Genomic DNA, 20,740 nt, shown 5'->3' with positions numbered 1-20,740 from the left:
TCAATGCTCCACCTTCAGCATGCCCGAAGCCACACGGCGCGGCAGGATGTCGGCCCGCAGCTCCGCAGCCGCGAGATCGCGCAACGCTTCCTGATGATCGGCGTTCGCGCGCGCCAGCTGTCCCACCCGCATCCTCCGAATACGCTCCTCCGATGTCCGCCCCAGCTGCTCTTCGAGGATCGCCACGCGGGCGCGGTGGCTGGCCTCGAGACTGTCTCGGCGGAACCGGGCGATCTCGGCGGCCTCAGCGATATGAGCGAGCCGCCGACGCGTCCAAAGCTCGTGGTGCCAGCCTTCCAGCCCTTCGACGGTCGCACCATCAGGGGGCGCGACGTCCGCGGCATCGTGCGCGGTCGTGAATATGTCCATGAACGCTGCCCCGACAGCGGGATCCTCGACGACCGGTACCAGCATCGCATCCTCGCGCAGGCCTCGCATCTGCCATTGGTAGATTGCAAAGGCGTGATCGCCCGCCGGCAGCGCCGGGTCCGTCACACGCAGAGTGACGACGACCTCCTCATCGCCCGCGAACGACTTTGCTGCCGCCTGGGTCAAGGGATGGACCGGCGTGATGAAAGCCAGCGCGCGATCCTCGTTGGCGGTTTCGCGGTCGAAGGTCAGCGCCAGTGTCTGCTGATCGCCGCGCAACCATCCCTCCCACTCGCGTTCGGCAAGCCCAAGCCGGCTGCCGCGCGCCCGCGGCGGCACGAGCCGCCGCCGTGCCTCAGCCGACAGGCGCAAGCTCTTGACGGGCCCTTGACCGGAAATCGGGTTGCGGCCGACCTCAAGCTCGCGCTCGAGATGGAGGCCCACGAGGCGCTCGATCGCCATCGGCTCCAGCCAGCGGCTGGAGGCCTGCGCGATTTCATCGTCGATCGTGCTGCGCTCGATCCGAACTCCGAACAGCTCGGCCTCGCGCTCCTCCAGCGCATCGGCTTCGATGATCTGGCGGATTTCATTGTCGGCCAGCTGCTGGAGGCGCGCTTCGCGCTCCTCATCGGTCAGAAGGAAATCGTCCGCGACCGCCTGCAGGCGCCCGGCAATCTCGCCGAGGATCGCCTCGCTGCCGCCAATGGCACGCTCGAACACCCCGATCCGCAGCAAGCAACGCTGGAAAATATCGAAATCCACCGTCCCGGGCGTCACAAAATTGTAGATTGCCACGGTCTGGCTCGCCTGCCCATAGCGGTCGATACGGCCAATCCGTTGCTCGATCCGCATAGGGTTCCAGGGGATGTCGTAATTGACCAGCGCATCGCAGAACTGGAAGTCGAGCCCTTCCGATCCGACCTCCGAAGACAGCAGCACGTCGATCGCATCCGCCTGTTCCGGCGGCAGCGCGAACCTCTTGCGCAGCGACCGACGCTCGTCATCGCCTACCCCGCCATGGATCAGGCCCACCCGGATGCCCCGCGCGCGCATCGTCTGCTCAAGATAGAAGAGCGTATGACGGAACGAGCTGAAGACGAGCAGGCGCCGGTTCGCCATGCCACCCTTCTGCACGACGATATCGACCAGCCTGGCGCACTTCGGATCATCGTCCGGCAACTGCCGCGCACGTTCGACGATCGCCGCAATCTCCGAGCGGATCGCCGCAATCTCGTCGTCGGCAGGCTGCTCGTCCTCGTCGCCCATCTCGACCAGTTCGAGATCACTCAACCGGCGCGACAGGATGTCTTCGAGAAACGGCACCAGCCCGTGGAGCGAACTCGCCGCTTGCCGCCGGATCGTCGTCATCAAAAAACCCAGCGGGCCCGCGCCATGCGTGCGCATGTAGATGGCACGCTGCAGCGCCAGAAGATCGTCGTGGACGGCCTGCTGCGCGGGCGTGAACGGCACTTCGACCGTTTGCGCCTTGCGGCTCGTGAAATTGCCGATGTCACGCCTACGGGTGCGGCTGATCATCGATGAGAAGCTATGCAGCGCCTCGGCGGGACGGATCAACCGGACTCGATCGTCGTCGGTCGTCGCGGTGCGTGTCGCCGTGACCAGATTCCGGAAGTCAGGCGACGGCGCCAACATCACCTGGCCCCAAGGGGTTGCCGCAGCGCTCTCCAGATCGCCAATGGCGGCATCCTGCCAGCCGGGCGCCGCTGCCCTGATTGCCGAGATAGCCGCGTTGATCGCCTCATTCGGTTCAGCCATCCGTTCAAATGTCGGCCGATCGATGACGAGATCCGGCCGCAGCAGGTTGAGCAGGGAGAACAGGTCGCCCGTGCCCAACTGAACCGGCGTTGCCGTGATCAGCACAACGGCCTCGGCATTGTCGGCGAGGATGCGAAGACCCTGATGCAGGCTCGTGTCGCTGTTGCGCGCATTGTGCGCCTCATCAACGATCAGAAGATCGAAGCGGGGGGGTGCATCGAGCGTGCTGAGACCAGGGCCTCGCGCGCCACCGCGCTTGACGAAGCCCTGCAGAAGATTCTCGTTCACGAGCGAGAAGGGCAGAATAGCGCGCGCATAGCGATCCGGCCATTCTCCTTCGATATCGCACTGGTCGAGGCAGTAGCGAAGGTCGTCGCTGCCGAGCGAGACGAACTCTTCGTCGAAGCGCCGCATCTCGCGATGCCATTTCTCTTCGACGACGAGCGCCTTCGAGCAGACGACCATCACTGACCGGAGGGGCCGCCGCGCCTGAAGCTCGCGCAGCAGCAATCCCGCTTCGATCGTCTTGCCCACGCCGACTTCGTCCGCCACGAGCAATCGCGGCCGATCGGCACGGATGAACTTCAGGACCGGGCGAAACTGATAGGGAATGAAGTCAATCCGCCCCGCCTGCAGCGAATAGAGATTGGTCATGCTCGGATCGGCAAGCTGCAGTGCCGTCAAATGGGCGTTGAACTCGTCGAGCGTGGCCCGAACCGCGCCGGGCGCCAGATCGGCGCGCACCACCTGGCTCGCATAGAGCGTCTCCAGACGTCCATCGATGAAGATGCTCAGCCGCGTCTCGCGATTGCTGGGCGTGATGCCGGTGATGACCCCGATCCGCGCGGGATCCGATCGCAGGGCCACCGTCTCGCCGATCGCGAGGGGACGGACCGGTTCTGCGCGCGCGATCGTGAGACGGGCGGCGATGATCTCGCGCACCTTGCGTTCCAGGGCCTCGACATCGACGCCATGCGCGCGCGCGGCTTCAAGGATTTCTTCGTCGCTCGCCTCGAGAATGCTCTCGGCGATGAGGGCCAGCACCTGGTCGGAATCGGGGGGTGTCGTCATGGGATCCATCCGGGATTGAACTGCCGCTGCAAGGTGCGGATCATGCGTCGGCGCGCCGTATCATAGCCCGTCGCGCTCAACTGTAGCTGGTCGCAAGCCTGTTTGCGGCTGGTTTGGGTGAGAATGTGATTGAAGATTCCAAGCGCCGGCGGGTCATCGGCAAGCGCCGCGCGCATTCGTTCTGTCATGTCGGCGAAAGAATCATCCCGATATTCCTGCGGATCGTTGCCGATCTCGTCTGTTTCCGCGGCGAGCGGCTCGCGAATATCCTCATGCCGCCATTGGCTGGCGATGCTACGCATCACCTGTGACAGGAACGCCGGAAGCGGGACATCTGCCGGCCAAGGCCTCTGCCCGGAAAGGATGCGCGCGAGCGCTTCGTTTAATAGGTCCCCTGCGTCACGGCGCGGTAATCCGCTCACCCAGGTCTGCGCAAGCGCAGCCAGTCGCAGCAGGTCGGGCTGGCGCAGCCGGCCCAGAACCCGTCCGACCTCCTCTAGGGAGAGAGTTTCAACCGTATCGGCCATCGGGCTGCTCGCACCATCCTTTCGATGTCGTTGCGGAGCTCGACGGGAAAACGGGAAGGTCGCCGCGAAAAAAATTGTCACGGGCGTCTGCGGCGCCGGTGCCGCAGACGCGAGGGCGGCATTGCTCGAACCCTATCGGCGCCATAACGGCGGCCGTGATCATCCCTCTCCGGGCGCGGCACCTACCGCGATTTCGGCTGCGACACGTGCTTCGATCGCTGCCGCAATCTCAGCATAAAGATCCACGTCCTGATCCGGCGCGGAAATCGAGATCGCCAAAGTGTAGCGCGCCCGGTCGCTGATCCGCCGCTGCCCGACATGCGATTTCCACCAGCCACCGACGGGGAAAATCGCGATCTGGTCATGCGCCGCGAGATCGATGGCAGGACCTCGCCAAAGGTCGCAATGGAGCGAGCCAGCCTGCATTGCCTGGGGGCCGAGCAGCCAATAATCCGCTTCACCGTCATTCTCGGCGCGCTCGCCCGGCGCATTGCTCAAACGCCGCCGGAAGTCGGCCGCCGTTTCGGTGCGCTTCTTGATGGCGAACCGCAGCCCGAACGAGCGATAGGTATCTGGCCGCGTCGCCGCGCGTCCCGTGAGATTGGGCTCGATGAAATAGGACAGTGTCACCTTCATCGTGACGGCCGCATTCTCCAGCGCCTCGAGCGCGGCGCGTGGCCAAGGCAACGCGAAGAAATGGACCTCGTTGAACACCGCGCCGCGACCGTCCGCGCCGAGCGCATAGGGCTGAATCTCGCTTTCCACGAGCAACGTCACATCATTCGATGCCGATGCCAGCGCTCGCCCGAGGTCGGGAACGCCATATCCGACCTCGCGCATGATCTGCTGCTTTTCGCCCTTCGATATCGTGCGCCAGCTGCGGCCGCGGCCAACCAGCTTCGAACGGATCGGCTGCGGCCATTCCGCCGAATGGACGGTCAGCGCCCTGTAGGTTTCGGGCCACCGCTCCGGTAACCCGGCCTTCAATCGCCCTATGAAGTTTCCGGCGACTCCGGTGGCGGCGCTCGTTGCCCAGAACGGCACCAGCGGCTGTGCGGCAACGTCCTTGCCGGACGTGAGCAACGACACTGCAGGGTGCCAGGCGCAGAAGCCGCCGGCATCCACCATCATATTGCCCGCCTCGAACAGCACCTCCGGCTTGATCGGCGTCAGGTCCGCGGGAAGCAGCTTCGATCCGCGGCTGAACGGGCTTTTCTCATTCGCGCCTACCAGGGGATTGAGTTCAGGATTGTCGACGGAGGGCCCGATCTTGGCGGTGTATCCGCCGACCGAAAGCGCGTTCCAGCTCTGCGACGGATCTTCGAGCGAATGATGCTGCTCGACATCTGCTTTCATACCGCCCGCGATGTTGCCGGTCGCTACGAAAACCAGTCGCTTGGGATGATCCTTGGCGGCCACTCCATCCAGACGCTCGCCGGGCATCGCGCCGGCACAAATCTGATCGAGCGCACCACTCCAGCTTGACGGCCCGTCCGGGTTGAAATGGTCCGAAGACGTCGCGATGCAGAAGCTGCGCGGCACATTGGGCCGCTCCACCTCGGCCACCGCCACCGCCGATTGGGTGATGATACCGTATCGAGCGGGCTCGTTCGGCGGAAAGCCAGCCGGCGGCAGGAACTTCACCGACTCGGCAGCATGGCGAAGCTGGACGCGTCGGCCATCGGCCATCGGCGTCGCAAGGTCGCCATGCAGCACGAGCCCCGCCATACCGGTGCCGTGACCGCCGCCACCGGCATGATCGTCCGTACCCCAGGCATCGTTGACGGTCCATGCCCCCGTCAGTCCCGGGGCAACGAGGGGATGCGCGGCCGCGACACCCGTATCGATGACGCAGACCACGGGCGCGCCATCTGCAGGCGGATCGACACGCGCCGAATAGTCCTCGACCAACGCCTGTTGCCCGAGGCCATTCTCGCCGAGATCGAGGAAGGGCTCGATACTGCCCGCGGCAGGACGGATTTCGCTGATAGCGCCGTTCAGCCGATCCGCGATCCCGACAATCTCATTCTGGGTGCCATGAGCGAAGATGATCGCGGTGTCCGGGAAGGTGAGCCGCTCGGGATGGACGTCGAGGCCGGCGCGACGGACACCTTCGACGACGGCGTTCGCGATGAGATCGGGGCGCTGTGTATCCGGCCTGCGAAGCCAAAGCTCCCACCAACCACGCTCATCCTGCTCGTCCGGTGCTGCGGTCAGAAGCGACCGACCCGAAGCATCGCGGATCGTCTCGATGACCTCAAACTTGTCAACGTCCGGACGGGGCTGGTTGCCGAGATTCTCGGACCCATAAGCGCTGATCCGATTCTGCAGGAAGGCGCGCGCGTCGTCCGGCACGAACACCACTGCCGTCTCGGTGCGATCCTCGTTGCGCTCGGAGCGCAGCACGACGATTTCCTGCCCGGGGAAGTCCAGCGGCGGCGTCTTGGTGGCCTTGGCCCGAGCGGTCGGCACCATAGTCTCGACCTCGACCAGCGTTCCACGCTTGAGCCCGTCGACCGCGATGCGTTGATCCTGATCACGTGCGGGCAGGTCGCCAAGGGCGCGGGTCAGTTGCTCAAGCAGCACCTCGGCATGCTCGTGATGGTCCTCCCGCCGATCGCGCTGATCGCGGCGCATGCGCGGGTACACATACTGAGCGCTTTCTCGCCAGCGCGTGATCTCGATATGCGGGAGCCTGCGGCCCCCGTTTCCATCCCCGTTGGGCATTGCCCCCTCACTTCAGTCATTCGCGGTAAAAGTCGACATTCCTCGCTGTGGTTCTGATGTCTTTCTAGCGATGGAAGCGCCGCTGGAACGACTGGCGATCCTGAAGCGCACGCCTCAGGTTATCCGGAGCGATGCTGGTCGCACCCTCGAGAATGGCATCTTTGACGACCGAGTCTGCCGCCCGCACCAGTTCGCCCTGGCTCAGACCCTCGGTCAGCGGCACGATCGACGACCAGGCCTTGGCGGTCAGCCGCAGCTTGCCCATCCGGCGGGTCAGGATCTTGCGCGCCGCATCGCTATCCGGCGGCGCATATTCAATGACCTCATCGAACCGGCGCGCAAGCGCCTTGTCGAGGATCTCGACATGGTTGGTGGCGGCGATCACGATGCTGTCGGTGGCGTTGGGTTCCTCCATGAAGGATAGCACCGAATTCAGCACGCGGCGGATCTCGCCGACATCATTGGGATCACCGCGCCGCGCGCCAATCGCATCGAATTCGTCAAGTAGATAGACGCCGCGCATTTGAGCGATTTGATCGAAAAGCAGGCGAAGCTTGCCGGCGGTCTCGCCAAAAAAGCGGCTGAACAGGGCATCGAGACGCACGGTAAACAACGGCAGTCGCAGTTCACCTGCGATCGCTGACGCCGTCATGGTCTTGCCGGTTCCCGGCGGTCCGACCAACAGCAGATGCGTGGCCGGGATCTGGCCATGGTCGCGCAGCGTCGTCCGCTCGGCCTGCTCGCGCACGACCCGCTGCAGGCGTGACAGCACCTCGTCGGCGAGGACCATGCTGTCGAGCTTGATCTTCGGATAGACGCTTTCGACCAGTCCCTGCAACTCACCACGCGGCCGGGCGAGCGGTATTGGCGTCTGGCCCGAAGGCGCGCCGGCGGTCCGCTCGCGAGCCCTCTGCACCAGCCGCTTCAGTCGGTTGGCATCTTCCTCATTACCTTGTCGCGCCTGCTGCGCTGCGATTTGCAGCGCGATCGACAGGAACTGCTCCTGATCCCCTTCGACATGCGAACTAAGGAGCGCGACGATCTGCTTTGTCGACATCAGCGCTCCTTTCATTCCCAGATTCCAGAGCGCAGCCCGAGCGCGAAGCGGGCCTGTTCCCCCTTCGTCCTCTCTAACGGAATCGCGTTAATCGCGCCACAATTGATTGCTGCGCAGTCGCCCGCGAGTGCGATCGGATAGTTTGCGGTCATGGCTTAGCCTGCTCGGCTCTGTTGCACGCAGACGGTCGCGCCCCATCGTGTACCGCCCGTGGTCAGCAGTGTGGGGGCAGCTATCGAGAAGATATTAGCCGTCTGACTCTTTTCCTCGGCATGGTTATCCAGCAAAAGTGCGATCGCTGTCGAAACACGCTCGATCGCTGATTTGACCGCTTCGTCGATATGCACATAGCGGCCGGTGACAGTGCCAGCGGCATGGCCAAGCATCGCCGCGATCGTCAGCTCGGAATAGCCCATCTCGCCAGCGATGCTACCGAAGGTGTGCCGCAGCGTATGGGCTGTTACATCGCCCCAACCGAGCCTTTGGCAGATGCGACCGAACACGCCGTCCGCAGCGACGAAGTGCGACGTTCCTCCATCGGATGGGAACACATAGGGGCTTCCTTCGTGAATGGGTTGCTCGCGCAGGAGCTTTAGCGCCGGACTGCCGATAACGCGGATCTGTGCCCCCGTCTTCGTGTCCCCGAATGCAATATAGCCTTCGCTCGCGACCCACTTGCGCTCGACGCCTTGAGCCTCGTTCAATCGCAGACCGCTGAGCGCAAGCAACCGAACGATGGCGATTCCAATCGGATGCTCGATCTCAGCTACATCACGCAGTGCCTGACCCAGTGCCCGCAACTCGTCCGTGCTCAGCCTGCGTGTTTTCTTGTTGTCCGGAAACTTGCGGACGCCCAACGCGGGGTTGGCGTCGATCAGGCCCGCTCGCTTGGCATGCGCAAATATGCTGTGCAGCGTCGTTACCGATCGCGCTGCGACGCCTCTGCCGCCTCGTGTCACACCGCCCCGGCCATCGCCCCTTGGCTTGGCCGTTTTCCCGGTGGCGATATCGTGCTGCATCGTCTCAATGTCGGGAAGACGCACCGCCGCGACCTTGCGCCGGCCTATCAGCGGACGAATATGCGTTTCGATACGGCTTCGATCCATGCCGAGCGTCGATGCCTTTATCGGCATTCGTTTGCGTCCTAGCAGGCGTCCCGATGCCGCTTCAGTCAGATACCAATCGCATAGCTGGCCGACCGTAAGGCCATCCCGCGCAGCCCGCTTCTCCTCGGCAGGATCCAGGCCGCGAGCAACATCGCCCAGCTTTATACGCGCTTCGTCACGGGCCTGCTCGATGGTCATGACCCCAAAGCGGCCCAGGACGATGCGGCGCTTTCGCTTCTCGGAGTTCCGGTACTGAAGGATGAAGGATTTTGTGCCGGCGCCCTCAATCTTGCAACCAAAGCCGCGAAGCTCCCCGTCCCACAGGAACGATACCTTGCCGGGCACCGGCCGCGCATCCACGATCATCTTCTTCGTCAGCCGCTGGGGGTCGGACATCGCAAACTCCTTTGGCCGACTGTCTAGGGCAACGACGTTTCGTACCCAAGCTTAAAGCCTCGTATCCAATTAGTATCCACCTGAAATCGTTTGATCGGCGGCAATCGGATATATATGCGATGCTCAAATATCACACAAGCCGTTATAAATAAGGTATTATTCGCATCTCTTCGCAGTGCCGAGTATGATCGGAAACGCGCCGAAATGGCCTTGCCAAGGTTGGGGTCGAGGGTTCGAATCCCTTCGCCCGCTCCAGTTTTCCTAAGAAAATCAGCGAATTAGCGGCCTCCGGGCCGCTTCGTCGTTGGAGACAATGCTCTCGGCAATGCCTGTTGTCTCCATAATGTCTCCAGAAAATAGCCAAGAATGGGTTCCTTACAGCGTTGGTTGGCGAAGGTTGCGCCCGATCCCTAGCGGCGCTCGACCGCTTTTTCGCCACGTGCGGGTAACCCATCGGTTGTAGACAATGGCTCGGCCGGCTGGAGACAATCGACGGTGAAGAGAAGACAGCGCGCGCGTTAGTGATTGTGCGACCGAGTGACAGCACCCGATTTGAGCGCCCTCTTATCTGTGGCAAAGAACGCGAACTTAGCAGACGTTCGTACACCCCAATCAGGTCGTTGAAAGCTGCCCTCCGTTAATGAGCCAAAGAGATCAGCAGGTTCAAAAATGGATTACCACGCCGCCCGAAGGCCGAGAGCGGGTGGTTTCGCGACGATCCTGATGGGAAATGGGCCGAGGAGGATCGAGGACGTCTTTAAGCAAATAAGCAGAATTCACCGCTGCGCGCTTGTTGTCCGGACTTTCAACCGCCCGGTCATTCTCAACCCGTCGCGCATGTTAAGGCAGAGGAGGATCAGGTTTACCGCACCCGCGATCAGTTCGAGCGCCTGCACCCCGTAGAACGCCATATCGAACTCCCCCGCTTTGGCCTTCGAGGCGAGGAACAGCGCGCATGGGATGAGCACCAGCAATCCGTTGGCGGCGATGAACGGCATGCGCTTCAGCTTGGCGGCGACCAGTCCCACCTTCCGCCCCCTTGCCAGGGAAAAACCCGTTCCGCCCGTAGCGGCAAGAGCGGGCACGAGCAGGAGGAAGCCCCACGGGATCGCCGTCTTGACGGCCACGATCGCCTCCTTCGAACCGGCCGCTTCGCTGAGCGCCGTCGAAAGCCAGAAGGTCGCTATCGTCAGCAGCGCGATCGCGCCCGCTATGGGATGAATCAGCTTTTTCATGGTCACGCGTCCTTGGTCGTGATATTGAAACCATGAAGCATATTTGACATGATGATGTCAATATAAATAGAAGGTGCCATATGCCGCGTTCGAGCGGACAGTCGAAAGCAGAAGCGTTGACCGAACTGATCCTGACCATGTTCGGGACCAACAATGCCACCCTCGCATGGGGCGACCGCATCGTGTCGCCGCTCGGCCTCACGAGCGCCCGCTGGCAGATCCTGGGTGCGATCGTTCAGGCCGACCGGCCTCAGCCGGTGGCCTGGCTGGCGCGCGATCTCGGGGCGAACCGGCAGAACGTGCAGCGGATCGTGAACGACCTTGAGAAAGAAGGACTAGTGTCGTTCGAGCTCAACCCGCATCACAAGCGGGCACAGCTTGTTGTCCTTACCCCCAAGGGGCAGCAGACCTACGAGGCCGCGATCAGCCTCTATAATCCGCTTGTCGAGGCATTGGCGGAGGGACTGCCTGCCGAGGATATCCGGGCAGCACAGCGCGTCCTGGCGGCACTGCGCATCAAGCTCGAAACACCCGCTCCGGCATAGCGTCTTTCAATCTACCGATCATCGAACGACCAGTTTAGGCCGCTAGATTGGTCGGCCAGTTCGTCATCGACTGGGTGGAAAGCGGTCAGGCGGGTACCGGGTCCAAGCTACCGATAGCTGCCGTCTCGACAATGATGATAGCGCGGGACAGCTTTCTACTTCCTCCCGGCAAGCTCGGCGGTTCGCCATGCCTGCCAATTGCGATGCAGTTCGGCCCTTGATTGCGGGATGGGCTGATCCAGGACTTCGGCAGCCATCATTCGATCGGTGCGGAAATGCCGAAATCCCTGCCGCGCTTCGCACCATCCAATCAGCACGCGCGTGGCCTCAGAATAACCGAGAACGACCGGCCAGATCGTCCGCTCGGTCTTGTCACCGTTTTCGGCGCAGTAGATGAGGCACAGTTTCCGTCGCGAGCGGATCGCATCTCTGAATGTTGCCGGGTCCACCGCCTCAATTACCGGTTCGAGGCGCGGCAGCGCGGCGGTACTCGGTGCCGTGACGAATGGCTGGAGCCGCGCAGGAATGGCCGTTGCGATCTTTGCCAGAACATCCGTCGCAGCGGGCGACAGGATGACGTCACCGCGCTGGGCAACCCATTGCGCACCCAGAACAATGGCTTCCAGTTCCACCTGCGTGAGCATGAGTGGAGGCATGTCGTATTCGGCCGCCAGCACATAGCCCAAACCGGCTTCCCCCGTGATTGGCACGCGCTGCGCGACGAGGTCCGCGACATCGCGGTACACGGTTCGCGTCGAAACCTCCAACTCGGCAGCCAGAGCAGCACCGGTCACCGGACGCGTCGATCGGCGCATGATCTGGATAATCTGAAAGAGGCGGTCGGCTCTGCGCACGGGCTGGTGACTCCTGCTGACACCACGGTGTCAGCAGTGCTGCGCTATACGGCCTCCACGTTCAACCCCTCCTGCGCAGGACATATTCATGAAATTCGCTTCCGTCCGCCTGATCGCTGCGGACATCAACGCTATGGTCGGCTTCTATGAACTGGTCACCGGACAGACCGCCGACTGGCTCGCGCCGCAATTTGCCGAAATTGTCACTGCGGGCGCGACGCTTGCAATCGGCAGCGCGGAAACGGTGACGGTGTTCGCTGAAGGAAGCGCGCAGCCCGGCGCAAACCGAACTGCCATTCTGGAGTTTATGGTTGAGGATGTCGATGTCGTCTTTGATCGTGTGAAAGGCACGGGCGAGCTGGTGCATGAACCCAAGCTGCTCCCATGGGGCAACCGCACCTTTCAGGTTCGCGATCCCGAAGGTTCGCCGGTCAGCGTCTTCACCCCTTTCACGGAAGCGGCGAAGGCACGCTTCCAGTCGCGATAGGCGGACACCCCCGCGAAGGTCCGCCGGAAGCTCGTAGCGTGAAAGTGGAATCATCGATGCTTTCTGGACTGCAATCTCACGAATCCGGCATGGGAAAACGATAACCACGCAACCGCAAGCTCGAGTTTTTCAACACAATCCAACCAAGCAGGTCTGTTCGGCAGGATGAGGCGCTACGCAAACGGCCGGTTGATCAAAGCGTCACAACGATCTTGCCGTTGGATACACCTCGCCGCTGCCGATCTAGCGCGTCGGGGATGGCGGAAAGGCCATGGCCCGCGATCTGAGGGTTTGGCGCTGGCCTGAGTCGCCCCGAGGTCAGCGCGGCCGGCAGGAACTCGTTGAAGATCATGGGGCCGACTTCATCATGCAGCAGCGTTACGCCGTTGACGAACCCGGTGCGAACGCCCCGCCCGCGGGCACGCAGGATGGTCGCCAGCATGCCAACGACGACGCGCGGCATCGTCCTGAGGAGGTAGGTGGTCCGACCCTTGCTAAGGGGTGCCTGGTCGAACGACACCGGCGGGCTCACCATCGCCACCGCCTTGTCGCCTGCGCAACCACCAGCGACGGCGACGCATGGCAGTGCCGAGCCGGCCCCGATCGCCACCGCGCCGGCAAGTTCTCGCCCGTTCATCGCCTCGACGAGATCGCGGACAACGGTTGGGCTGCGGTAATCATACACCGCTTCCGCGCCGAGCTGCTGCACAAAGGCGTGATTGCGCGGCGATGCGGTTGCGATCACCTCATAGCCCGCAGCCACGGCAAGCTGAACCGCGTTGCTGCCCACGCTGGTCGATGCGCCCCAAATCAGCACTGTCTTGCCGATCGGCGATGGTGGGGCGGAGGGGTGCGCTAACGCGAGATGCTGCTTCTGGAACAGCGCACAAGCGGCGGTCGCGATGCCGAGCGGCAGAACGGCGGCCTGCTCCCACGATAGCGTCGGCGGGATCGGTGCAGTCATGCTCTCGCGCAGCCGGACGTAATGCTGGAAGCCGCCTTCGGCCGAATCGTTGACTGCCTTGTCCTGGCCCACCGCCAGGCCCACCACGCGGTCGCCGACCGCGATCTGTGTGACGTCCTCGCCGATGGCCGTCACCTCGCCGACAACGTCCCAGCCGAGCACCATCGGGTAGCGCAGCCAGGGAAAGCCAAGGCCTCCCATGCGCTGCACGATCCAGTCCACCGGATTGATCGCTATGGCGGCCGCGCGCACGACGATCTGGCCTGGCCCTGCAATCGGCATAGGTGCTGCGGCCAGTTGCAGGCGCGCGCCCTTGGCCGGCAGCCACATGGCTTGGTTGGTTGGCATCGTCACATCCCGCTCGGTTGCTATTGCCGCTGACCTAGCGCTGCCTATCAGAACCATCTATACTCACGGGCGCTAGAAACTTTCGCGATCGTTCAGAATCATGGACCCACTCTCCCACGCGCTTGCGCTGCTGCGACCGCGTTACCTGAAAACGGGCGCTGCCGACGTCGGCGGCCAGATTGCGGTACGCGTCGCTGCGCATGACGGCCTGTTCTGCTATGCGGTGCTCGACGGCGGTTGCTGGCTGGTGCTCGACGAAGCAGCACCGGTACGCCTCGTCGCCGGCGATTGCGTAATCCTGCCGAGCGGTCGCGCCTTTCGCCTCGCCAGCGATCCTGCACTTCCAGCGATCGATGCGGACCAGCTGTTCGCAGGACGCCCGAACGGCGGCGTCGCTACTTACAATGGGGGCGGCGACTGCTTCCTTTATGCCGGCCATTTCGGCTTTGACCGGCGCGACGCCGGCATGGTGCTGACCTGTCTGCCGCCGATCGTCCACATCCGCGAGGACGATGCGCGCGCGACGCTGCGCTGGTCGCTCGACCGCATCATGGCCGAACTGCGCAACCCGCGCCCAGGTGGTGACCTGACGGTGGAGCATCTGGCGCACCTGATCCTGGTCGAAGCGCTGCGACGGCATCTCGCAGACAGCGGTGGAGGACCGAAAGGCTGGCTGACCGGCCTGGCCGATCCACGAGTCGGCGCGGCAATCGCGGCTGTCCAGTCGGCTCCCGCCGAGCGCTGGAGCGTGCGAACCATGGCGGCAGCCGCAGGCATGTCACGCACGGCCTTCGCGGTTCGCTTCCAGGCGATCGTCGGGATGCCGCCAATGTCATTCGTGACGCGCTGGCGCATGGAGCTTGCAGCCGACGCGTTGCGCCATTCGCAGCAGCGCGTGGCAGAGATCGCCTATTCGGTCGGCTATTCGTCGGAAGCGTCGTTCAGCACCGCCTTCAAAAAGGCGATGGGCTGTTCGCCACGACGCTTCGCTTGAGGGGCTGACAAAACGGGTAGCCCGCTCAAAAAGCGGGCAAGCAAAAGTGCCGGATAAAGTAACTTCTTTGACTTGATGGTATTCGATGCAAAGATTTCAAGAACATTGCGCGGGAAGCGATGACGCGCGTAACTTGTCGATGCGCTTGCTGCGATCAACTGCGCTCTAGGTTAGGTTAGCCCAGAAAGCGTTTGAAATTCATGTCCATTGATTGGATAGGACAAGCTGAAGACTGCTTCGCTTGATTGAAAGGATAACTCATCATATATGAACAATAGAGAGCTATTTCGTGTCATATATGGATGATTGTGATGGGCTCGCCCAAATCAGGCAGGGCCCTTAGGCGGCTTGGCAGGGATCTGCGCAGCGCACGTTTGCGCAGAGGCATTTCCGTTGCCGATCTGGCCGTGCGCGCGGGCACGCCGCCAAGCGCCATAGCGCGCCTGGAGAAGGGGATCCCGGCGTCGGCGTCGGTACGCTGAGCGATATTCTGGTGGTGTTCGGCCTCATCGACCGCCTGGCCGACCTCGTCGACCCCCGCAAGGACGAGCTGGGAATAGCTCTTGATGCCGAGCGGTTGCCCCGTCGGGAACAGGTTATCGGCCGACACCCGTCGCGCCGGCTCGAAGCAAAGTCAGTCGCTTGGCAACGAGGGCGATGATACTTATCAGGGCGGTGGCTTTCTGATAGCCGATTTTCTGGGGCCGCTGGCGCCTGGGTCAGGCAGCCTCCACCGCATGTGCCTCGATCGCAACGCCAAGGCACTTGCGCACTGCTCCAAAAATGGCCGCGAGATTGTCCATACTCGGGTTGCCCTTTTCCGACAGCATCCGGTGCAGGCTCTTGCTTGGCCGGTTGGTCTCGGCGGCCAGCGCTTCAAAACCGACCGATGCGTTCACTAGGTCACGTAGGATCAACCGGGCGACATGCGGTTCGCCGTTGAGGAAGGCCGTCGCAGCTTCGTCGAGCATGGCCTTGGCGAAAGTGGGATCGCGCGCTGCGCGCTCCTTTACCGTTTCCTTGAAATCCCGTGTCAGCACCATGTCGCTATTTCCTGGCCTTCTTTGCAGTCGCCTTGCGGCCTTTATACTCGCTCAATAATGCAGCAGCCTCGTTGATATCGGCCTGCTGCCGCTTCTTCGTTCCGCCGACGAACAGGATGATCAGTTCATTCCCGTCCTGCGCCAGATAGAGCCGATAGCCCGGTCCCCAATTGATCCGATATTCTCCGAGCCCGGCGCCGATCCATTTGACGTTCGACAGATTGTCCAGTTCCAGCCTGACAATCGCCGTCGCAACCTTGGCCCCGGCCTGAGAATCGAGATCATTGAACCAGGATCGGAACGGACAGGACCCATCCTTGCGGATATACTCCTGTACGATCAACTCACAGCCTTTAAAGTAACGTATATGTTACCATTTGTCTACCCTTCATCGCTGTCAGCCACAAGGCGAAGGCGGTCGAGCTTGGCGGCGCCCTGGGCGAGCAGCTTGGTGATCTCGTCGGACGTGCGTCGTACCGCTAGCTTCAACGCTTCATCGACGTGAATGTAATCCTGCGTCACATTCTGCGAGGCATGTCCGAGCATTGCGCGGATCGTCAGTTCGGAGAAGCCGAGCTCGGCAGCGATGCTGGCAAAGGTGTGCCGCAGCACGTGGGGCGTGACACCCTTGATCCCAGCATACCCGCAAACGCGCTGCAGGCAAGCGCTGACAGCCGTGAAGGGGCCATCGCCCGTCGTTGCCGCAAACACATAGGGATTGCCGACGATCTGGGGTTGCGCCACGATCACCTTGATCGCTTCCGGCCCGATCGCCCGGACTTGCTCGCCGGTCTTGGTGTCCGGGAAGGCGACGAACCCGCCCATCGGATTGACCCATTCGCGCTGCATGGCTTGCCCTTCTTCGCGGCGATAGCCGGTCAGAAGCAGCAGCCTGATTACAGCGATCCCGGTCGGGCTGACGCCTTGCTGTTCCGCATAGACCATCGCCTTGCCCAGCGTCTCGATCTCAGCGACGCTGAGGCGTCTTGTCCGCTTGTTTCCGGCGAGCTTCTTGGCGCCCTTGGTCGGATGCTCGGCGAGTAGGCCTTTGTGCTTTGCATGCCCGAGGATCGCCTGGATCGTGGTCAGGCAGCGCGCAGCGACTCCGCGACCGCCGGTCGCCTTGCCGCCGCGCTCGCCGGTGCGAGGCTTTCCAGTTTTTCCCTTCGCCACATCGTCCTGCATCGCCTCGACATCGGCAATCGTCAGATGCCGGGCGATGCGCTTGCCGATCAGCGGGTTGATATGGGTCCGAATCCGGCTCTCATCCATCGCAAGCGATGACTCCTTGATCGGCCGATTTCGGCGACCAAGGATTCTGCCCGCGCGCGCCTCTGTCAGCTACCATTCGCACAGCTCAGAGACATTCATCTCGTTGCGGGCGCGGCGCGCGTCTTCGGCCGGGTCTTCCCCGGATGCCACCGCACCGAGTTTGATCTTCGCGAGATCGCGAGCTTGATCCACCGTCAGCACGCCAAAGCGGCCCAGCTTAACGCGGCGGATTCGGCCCTCGGTGTTCATATATTGGATGACGAAGGTCTTGGTGCCGGCAGCGCCTATCCGGACCCCGAAGCCCTTGATCTCGGTATCCCATACGAATGTCTGACCGGTCTCGGGTGCGGTGAGGGCATCGAGCGTGCGCTTCGTCAGCTTTGCCTGCGCCATGGAACCTCCTCCAATTTATTACGCGTGCTCCGCGAGACCGAAAAGTAATAACAACGTAATAAAAATCGGTCGTTTAGTGGCGGATTAGAGGTTATGTCGTCGTAGCAGTGTTGGCAATATCTATTTGAAATAGCGTACTAAATCGTATATTGGCGTATTCTGTCGTAACCGGTTAAATCGAATTGCCAAGGTTGGGGTCGAGGGTTCGAATCCCTTCGCCCGCTCCAGTTTCTGCGGAAACACAATCCATTTCCTAAAAGGCGATGCGTGCCCCAGTCGCCGCTTGCCGCCATCCGTCACTCCACTACGACGCTATTAAGACGGAATCTGTTCCCGGCTGCAATCAGTCGTTGGCGGCGCGGGGCGGGCTGGGACGGTCCGATACCATGCGTTCGCCGTCGATCACGATGGGACTGGCGACGCCGGGCAGGCCGCCAGGGGCGATCTGCATGCCGCGTGCGGTTACCTGCGGATCGGCGAAGACTTCCGCGACAGTGTTGATCGGACCGGCAGGCACGCCCTCCGCCTCCAGCGCGGCGGCGAGGTCGGCCTTGCGCAGCGGCTCGATCGCCTGCTCCAGCAAGGGGATCAGCGTATCGCGGTTGGCAACGCGCGCCGGATTGGTGGCGAAGCGCGGATCGCTCGCCAGATCGAGGTCGAGGATCGCACAGAGCTTGCGAAATTGCGCATCGTTGCCGACCGCAATGATGAGCGCGCCGTCGGATGCGGCAAACGCCTGATAGGGCACCAGATTGCTGTGCCCGTTGCCCATGCGATGCGGTACTTGTCCGCTCGCCATCCAGTTCAGCGCCTGATTGGCGAGCACCGCGACCTGCGTATCTAGCAGCGCCATGTCGATATGCGCGCCCACCCCTTCGACATCGCGCCGCCGCAGTGCCGCCAGAATCGCCACCGCCGAATAGACACCGGTAAAGATATCGGCGAACGCCACGCCCGATTTCTGCGGCGCGCCGTCCGGCTCCCCGGTCAGCGACATGATGCCGCCCATCCCCTGAATGATGAAGTCATAGCCCGCGCGGCGGGCATAGGGACCGGTCTGGCCGAACCCGGTGATCGAACAGGTGACGATGCGCGGATTGACGGCGCTCAGCCCGGCATGGTCGAGGCCGTATTTCGCCAGCCCGCCGACCTTGAAATTCTCGATCACCACATCGGCGTCGCGCACCAGTTCACGGACCGCCGCCTGTCCCTCGGTAGTGGTGATATCGATCGCCCGGTTGGTCTTACCACGATTGGCGGCGTGGAAATAAGCGGCGTCGAGATCATTGCCGTCGGCATTGTGCAGGAAGGGCGGCCCCCAATAGCGGGTATCGTCGCCCGCGCCGGGGCGCTCGACCTTGATGACTTCCGCGCCGAGATCGGCGAGCAGCTGGCCGCACCATGGTCCGGCCAGAATGCGCGCCAGTTCGACGACCCGGATACCCGCAAGCGGTTTCATGCCCCGTCGATCAGAACGCCGCGATGCCGGTGATCGCACGGCCGAGGATCAGGCCGTGCACGTCATGCGTGCCTTCATAGGTGTTGACGGTTTCCAGGTTGATCGCGTGGCGGATGACGTGGAATTCCGCCGCGATGCCGTTGCCGCCATGCATGTCGCGCGCGACGCGGGCGATATCGAGCGCCTTGCCGCAATTGTTGCGCTTCAGGATCGAGATGGCTTCGGGCGCCAGCGCGCCTTCATCGAACATCCGCCCGGCGCGCAGACATGCCTGCAACCCCAACGCGATTTCGGTTTCCATATCGGCCAGCTTGATCTGGATGAGCTGGTTGCTCGCCAGCGGGCGACCGAACTGCTTGCGGTCGAGCGTATAGTCGCGCGCGGCCTGCATACAGAATTCCGCGGCCCCCATGCTGCCCCAGGCAATGCCGAAACGCGCGCGGTTAAGGCATCCGAACGGCCCCTTCAGCCCCTCGACATCGGGAAGCAGCGCATCCTCGCCCACTTCCACCCCGTCCATCACCACCTCACCGGTGACCGAGGTACGCAGGCTGAGCTTGCCCTCGATCGTCGGCGCGGACAGGCCCTTCATCCCCTTTTCAAGGACGAAGCCGCGAATCTTGCCGTCATGCGCGTCCGATTTCGCCCAGATGACGAAGACATCGGCGATCGGCGCATTGCTGATCCACATTTTCGAACCCGTCAGGCGATAGCCGCCGTCGATCTTTTCAGCGCGGGTGCGCATTCCACCGGGGTCGGAGCCTGCCTCCGGCTCGGTCAGGCCGAAACAGCCGACCCATTCGCCACTCGCCAGTTTGGGCAGATATTTGCGGCGCTGCTCCTCACTGCCATAGGCATGGATCGGGTGCATGACGAGGCTCGACTGCACGCTCATCATCGAACGATAGCCCGAATCCACGGCCTCCACCTCGCGCGCGATCAGGCCATAGCTGACATAGCCCAGACCCGCGCCGCCATATTCGGTGGGAATGGTCGGCCCCAACAGGCCAAGCTCCCCCATTTGCGTGAAAATGTCGCGGTCGACGGTTTCATCCATGAACGCCCGCGTCACGCGCGGCAGCAATTGCGTGCGCGCAAATCCGTGCGCGGTATCGCGCACCATGCGTTCTTCTTCGCTGAGCTGTGCCTCCAGCCCCAGCGGGTCGCGCCAGTCGAAGCGGGCCATGCCTGCCATATCCTCTCAATCCTGTGGTTGTGGGTTCGTTGTCGTGTCGGTGGTGGCGGATGGCGCACCGGTGGCGGGTGCGCTCTGGTTCTGCGGCGCAGGCTGAGGCGATTGCACCACCTCCGGTCCCTCCAGCGCAGTCGCCTCGATCGCGTCCAGGGCCTTGCGCGCCAGAATATAGCGACGGGCCGCGCGAATCCAGCTTGTCGCCTCGTTCGCGCCGGGCATCTGCATCACTTCACCCAGCGAACCCTGAACATTCCCGGCATCGAGCATCCGCTTCGCGCGCTGCAGCCGCTCACCGGCACGCGGGTCGGGGGTCGAGGAATGGCGGATGATCACCAATTGGCTCAACTCACGCCGCACACTGCTCCACCAGCCGCGCGCGCCCTCCTTGCGCAGCAGGTTCGGCCCGATGGTTTCGAGCGCGAGCCGCAGATCCTCCAGCGTGACCGGATTATGCGCGGCGGTAATGACGATCGCCACCGCCCGCGGCTGCGTCGCGGCGAAGCGTTCGCGCAACTGTCCTTCGAGATAGGTCAGCGGCAGCCCGCGGTCGATCGCGCGGCGAGAGGCGAAGGCAACCATCAGCCCTTCCGCGCGCGTGGCGAAGGTCGACGCAACCCGGCTGTTCGAATCGACATTGGACAGCCGCTGTTCGAGCGCCGCCATCTGGTTGGCGAGCACTGCTTCGCGGGTCGCCAGGCTGTTGAGCGTCGCCACATCTTCCGATGGCGGGTTGAGCGGCTCCGGCGTCTGGGCGGCGGCGGTGGTGTCATGCGACGGCGCAGGCTGTACGCTGCGCGCCTGCCAGCCGCCGGTCCACAGATAATAGCCAGACGCCATCGCCGCGACGCCGACGCAAAAGGCGATTGCCACCGCAATCAGCATCGTCCGCATGGACGTGCCGCTTCGGCCGCTGCTACGCTGG

The 20,740-nt window shown here is 62.9% G+C and carries 17 protein-coding genes and 1 pseudogene; 4 read left to right on the top strand and 14 right to left on the bottom strand.

The window, feature by feature from the left end:
* The 6 genes from FHR23_RS13890 to FHR23_RS13865 all read right to left on the bottom strand — a co-directional run bounded on the left by FHR23_RS13890 (position 1) and on the right by FHR23_RS13865 (position 10,264).
* Positions 1 to 3,216 carry a DEAD/DEAH box helicase gene (locus FHR23_RS13890; protein ID WP_184005184.1) on the bottom strand — a complete coding sequence of 1,072 codons (3,216 nt, stop codon included), beginning with the start codon at positions 3,214 to 3,216 and terminating at the stop codon, positions 1 to 3.
* Positions 3,213 to 3,743: a sigma-70 family RNA polymerase sigma factor gene (locus FHR23_RS13885; RefSeq protein WP_184005182.1), complete on the bottom strand. Its 531-nt coding sequence runs from the start codon at positions 3,741 to 3,743 to the stop codon at positions 3,213 to 3,215. Before FHR23_RS13885 ends, FHR23_RS13890 begins: the two co-directional genes overlap by 4 nt.
* 159 nt (positions 3,744 to 3,902) lie before the next feature.
* Positions 3,903 to 6,380, bottom strand: coding sequence for a S8 family peptidase (locus tag FHR23_RS13880; RefSeq protein WP_246359900.1), 2,478 nt, complete (start codon positions 6,378 to 6,380; stop codon positions 3,903 to 3,905).
* Positions 6,381 to 6,534: 154 nt separating this feature from the next.
* Positions 6,535 to 7,527, bottom strand: coding sequence for an AAA family ATPase (locus FHR23_RS13875; protein WP_184005178.1), 993 nt, complete (start codon positions 7,525 to 7,527; stop codon positions 6,535 to 6,537).
* 155 nt (positions 7,528 to 7,682) lie between these two features.
* Positions 7,683 to 9,029 carry a tyrosine-type recombinase/integrase gene (locus FHR23_RS13870; RefSeq protein ID WP_184005176.1) on the bottom strand — a complete coding sequence of 449 codons (1,347 nt, stop codon included), beginning with the start codon at positions 9,027 to 9,029 and terminating at the stop codon, positions 7,683 to 7,685.
* A gap of 776 nt (positions 9,030 to 9,805) precedes the next feature.
* Positions 9,806 to 10,264, bottom strand: coding sequence for a hypothetical protein (locus FHR23_RS13865; protein WP_184005174.1), 459 nt, complete (start codon positions 10,262 to 10,264; stop codon positions 9,806 to 9,808).
* A gap of 80 nt (positions 10,265 to 10,344) precedes the next feature.
* Between FHR23_RS13865 and FHR23_RS13860 the strand changes: the two genes are divergently transcribed.
* Positions 10,345 to 10,809: a MarR family winged helix-turn-helix transcriptional regulator gene (locus tag FHR23_RS13860; RefSeq protein ID WP_184005172.1), complete on the top strand. Its 465-nt coding sequence runs from the start codon at positions 10,345 to 10,347 to the stop codon at positions 10,807 to 10,809.
* A gap of 155 nt (positions 10,810 to 10,964) precedes the next feature.
* Here the strand turns inward: FHR23_RS13860 and FHR23_RS13855 are convergent, their stop codons facing one another.
* Entirely contained in the window at positions 10,965 to 11,663 is a 699-nt protein-coding gene (locus FHR23_RS13855) for an HTH domain-containing protein (protein ID WP_184005170.1), read from the bottom strand.
* A gap of 88 nt (positions 11,664 to 11,751) precedes the next feature.
* Here FHR23_RS13855 and FHR23_RS13850 point away from each other — a divergent pair, with 88 nt between their 5' ends.
* Complete coding sequence (locus FHR23_RS13850) at positions 11,752 to 12,150, top strand: VOC family protein (RefSeq protein WP_184005168.1); 399 nt, start codon at positions 11,752 to 11,754, stop codon at positions 12,148 to 12,150.
* Between the two features lie 193 nt (positions 12,151 to 12,343).
* On the opposite strand, the gene FHR23_RS13845 is transcribed toward FHR23_RS13850, so the two are convergent.
* Positions 12,344 to 13,462, bottom strand: a complete 1,119-nt coding sequence (locus FHR23_RS13845) for a zinc-binding alcohol dehydrogenase family protein (protein ID WP_184005166.1) — start codon at positions 13,460 to 13,462, stop codon at positions 12,344 to 12,346.
* A 100-nt stretch (positions 13,463 to 13,562) separates the two neighbouring features.
* On the opposite strand from FHR23_RS13845, the gene FHR23_RS13840 reads away from it, so the two are divergent.
* Entirely contained in the window at positions 13,563 to 14,456 is an 894-nt protein-coding gene (locus FHR23_RS13840) for an AraC family transcriptional regulator (protein ID WP_184005164.1), read from the top strand.
* Positions 14,457 to 14,758: 302 nt separating this feature from the next.
* Complete coding sequence (locus FHR23_RS16820) at positions 14,759 to 14,938, top strand: helix-turn-helix domain-containing protein (protein ID WP_221227541.1); 180 nt, start codon at positions 14,759 to 14,761, stop codon at positions 14,936 to 14,938.
* A gap of 237 nt (positions 14,939 to 15,175) precedes the next feature.
* On the opposite strand, the gene FHR23_RS13830 is transcribed toward FHR23_RS16820, so the two are convergent.
* The 6 genes and pseudogenes from FHR23_RS13830 to FHR23_RS13805 form a co-directional block, all read right to left on the bottom strand.
* Positions 15,176 to 15,499, bottom strand: a complete 324-nt coding sequence (locus FHR23_RS13830; protein WP_184005162.1) for a helix-turn-helix domain-containing transcriptional regulator — start codon at positions 15,497 to 15,499, stop codon at positions 15,176 to 15,178.
* 4 nt (positions 15,500 to 15,503) lie between these two features.
* Positions 15,504 to 15,842, bottom strand: coding sequence for a type II toxin-antitoxin system RelE/ParE family toxin (locus FHR23_RS13825; RefSeq protein ID WP_184005160.1), 339 nt, complete (start codon positions 15,840 to 15,842; stop codon positions 15,504 to 15,506).
* A gap of 38 nt (positions 15,843 to 15,880) precedes the next feature.
* A pseudogene (locus FHR23_RS13820) lies at positions 15,881 to 17,164 on the bottom strand (integrase arm-type DNA-binding domain-containing protein).
* A gap of 343 nt (positions 17,165 to 17,507) precedes the next feature.
* The gene (locus FHR23_RS13815) at positions 17,508 to 18,623 is read right to left on the bottom strand and encodes a CaiB/BaiF CoA transferase family protein (RefSeq protein WP_184005158.1); all 1,116 of its coding nucleotides are present in this window, start codon (positions 18,621 to 18,623) and stop codon (positions 17,508 to 17,510) included.
* Positions 18,624 to 18,633: 10 nt separating this feature from the next.
* Positions 18,634 to 19,818 carry an acyl-CoA dehydrogenase gene (locus tag FHR23_RS13810; protein ID WP_184005157.1) on the bottom strand — a complete coding sequence of 395 codons (1,185 nt, stop codon included), beginning with the start codon at positions 19,816 to 19,818 and terminating at the stop codon, positions 18,634 to 18,636.
* A gap of 6 nt (positions 19,819 to 19,824) precedes the next feature.
* Positions 19,825 to 20,709 carry a hypothetical protein gene (locus tag FHR23_RS13805; RefSeq protein ID WP_184005155.1) on the bottom strand — a complete coding sequence of 295 codons (885 nt, stop codon included), beginning with the start codon at positions 20,707 to 20,709 and terminating at the stop codon, positions 19,825 to 19,827.
* Positions 20,710 to 20,740: the final 31 nt, after the last annotated feature.

It is taken from the genome of Stakelama sediminis (genome assembly GCF_014199335.1).
GTDB classification, from domain to species: Bacteria; Pseudomonadota; Alphaproteobacteria; order Sphingomonadales; family Sphingomonadaceae; genus Sphingomonas; species Sphingomonas sediminis.
Note: the sequence above shows the minus strand (reverse complement) of the source record. Positions and strands in the feature narration are given on the sequence as shown.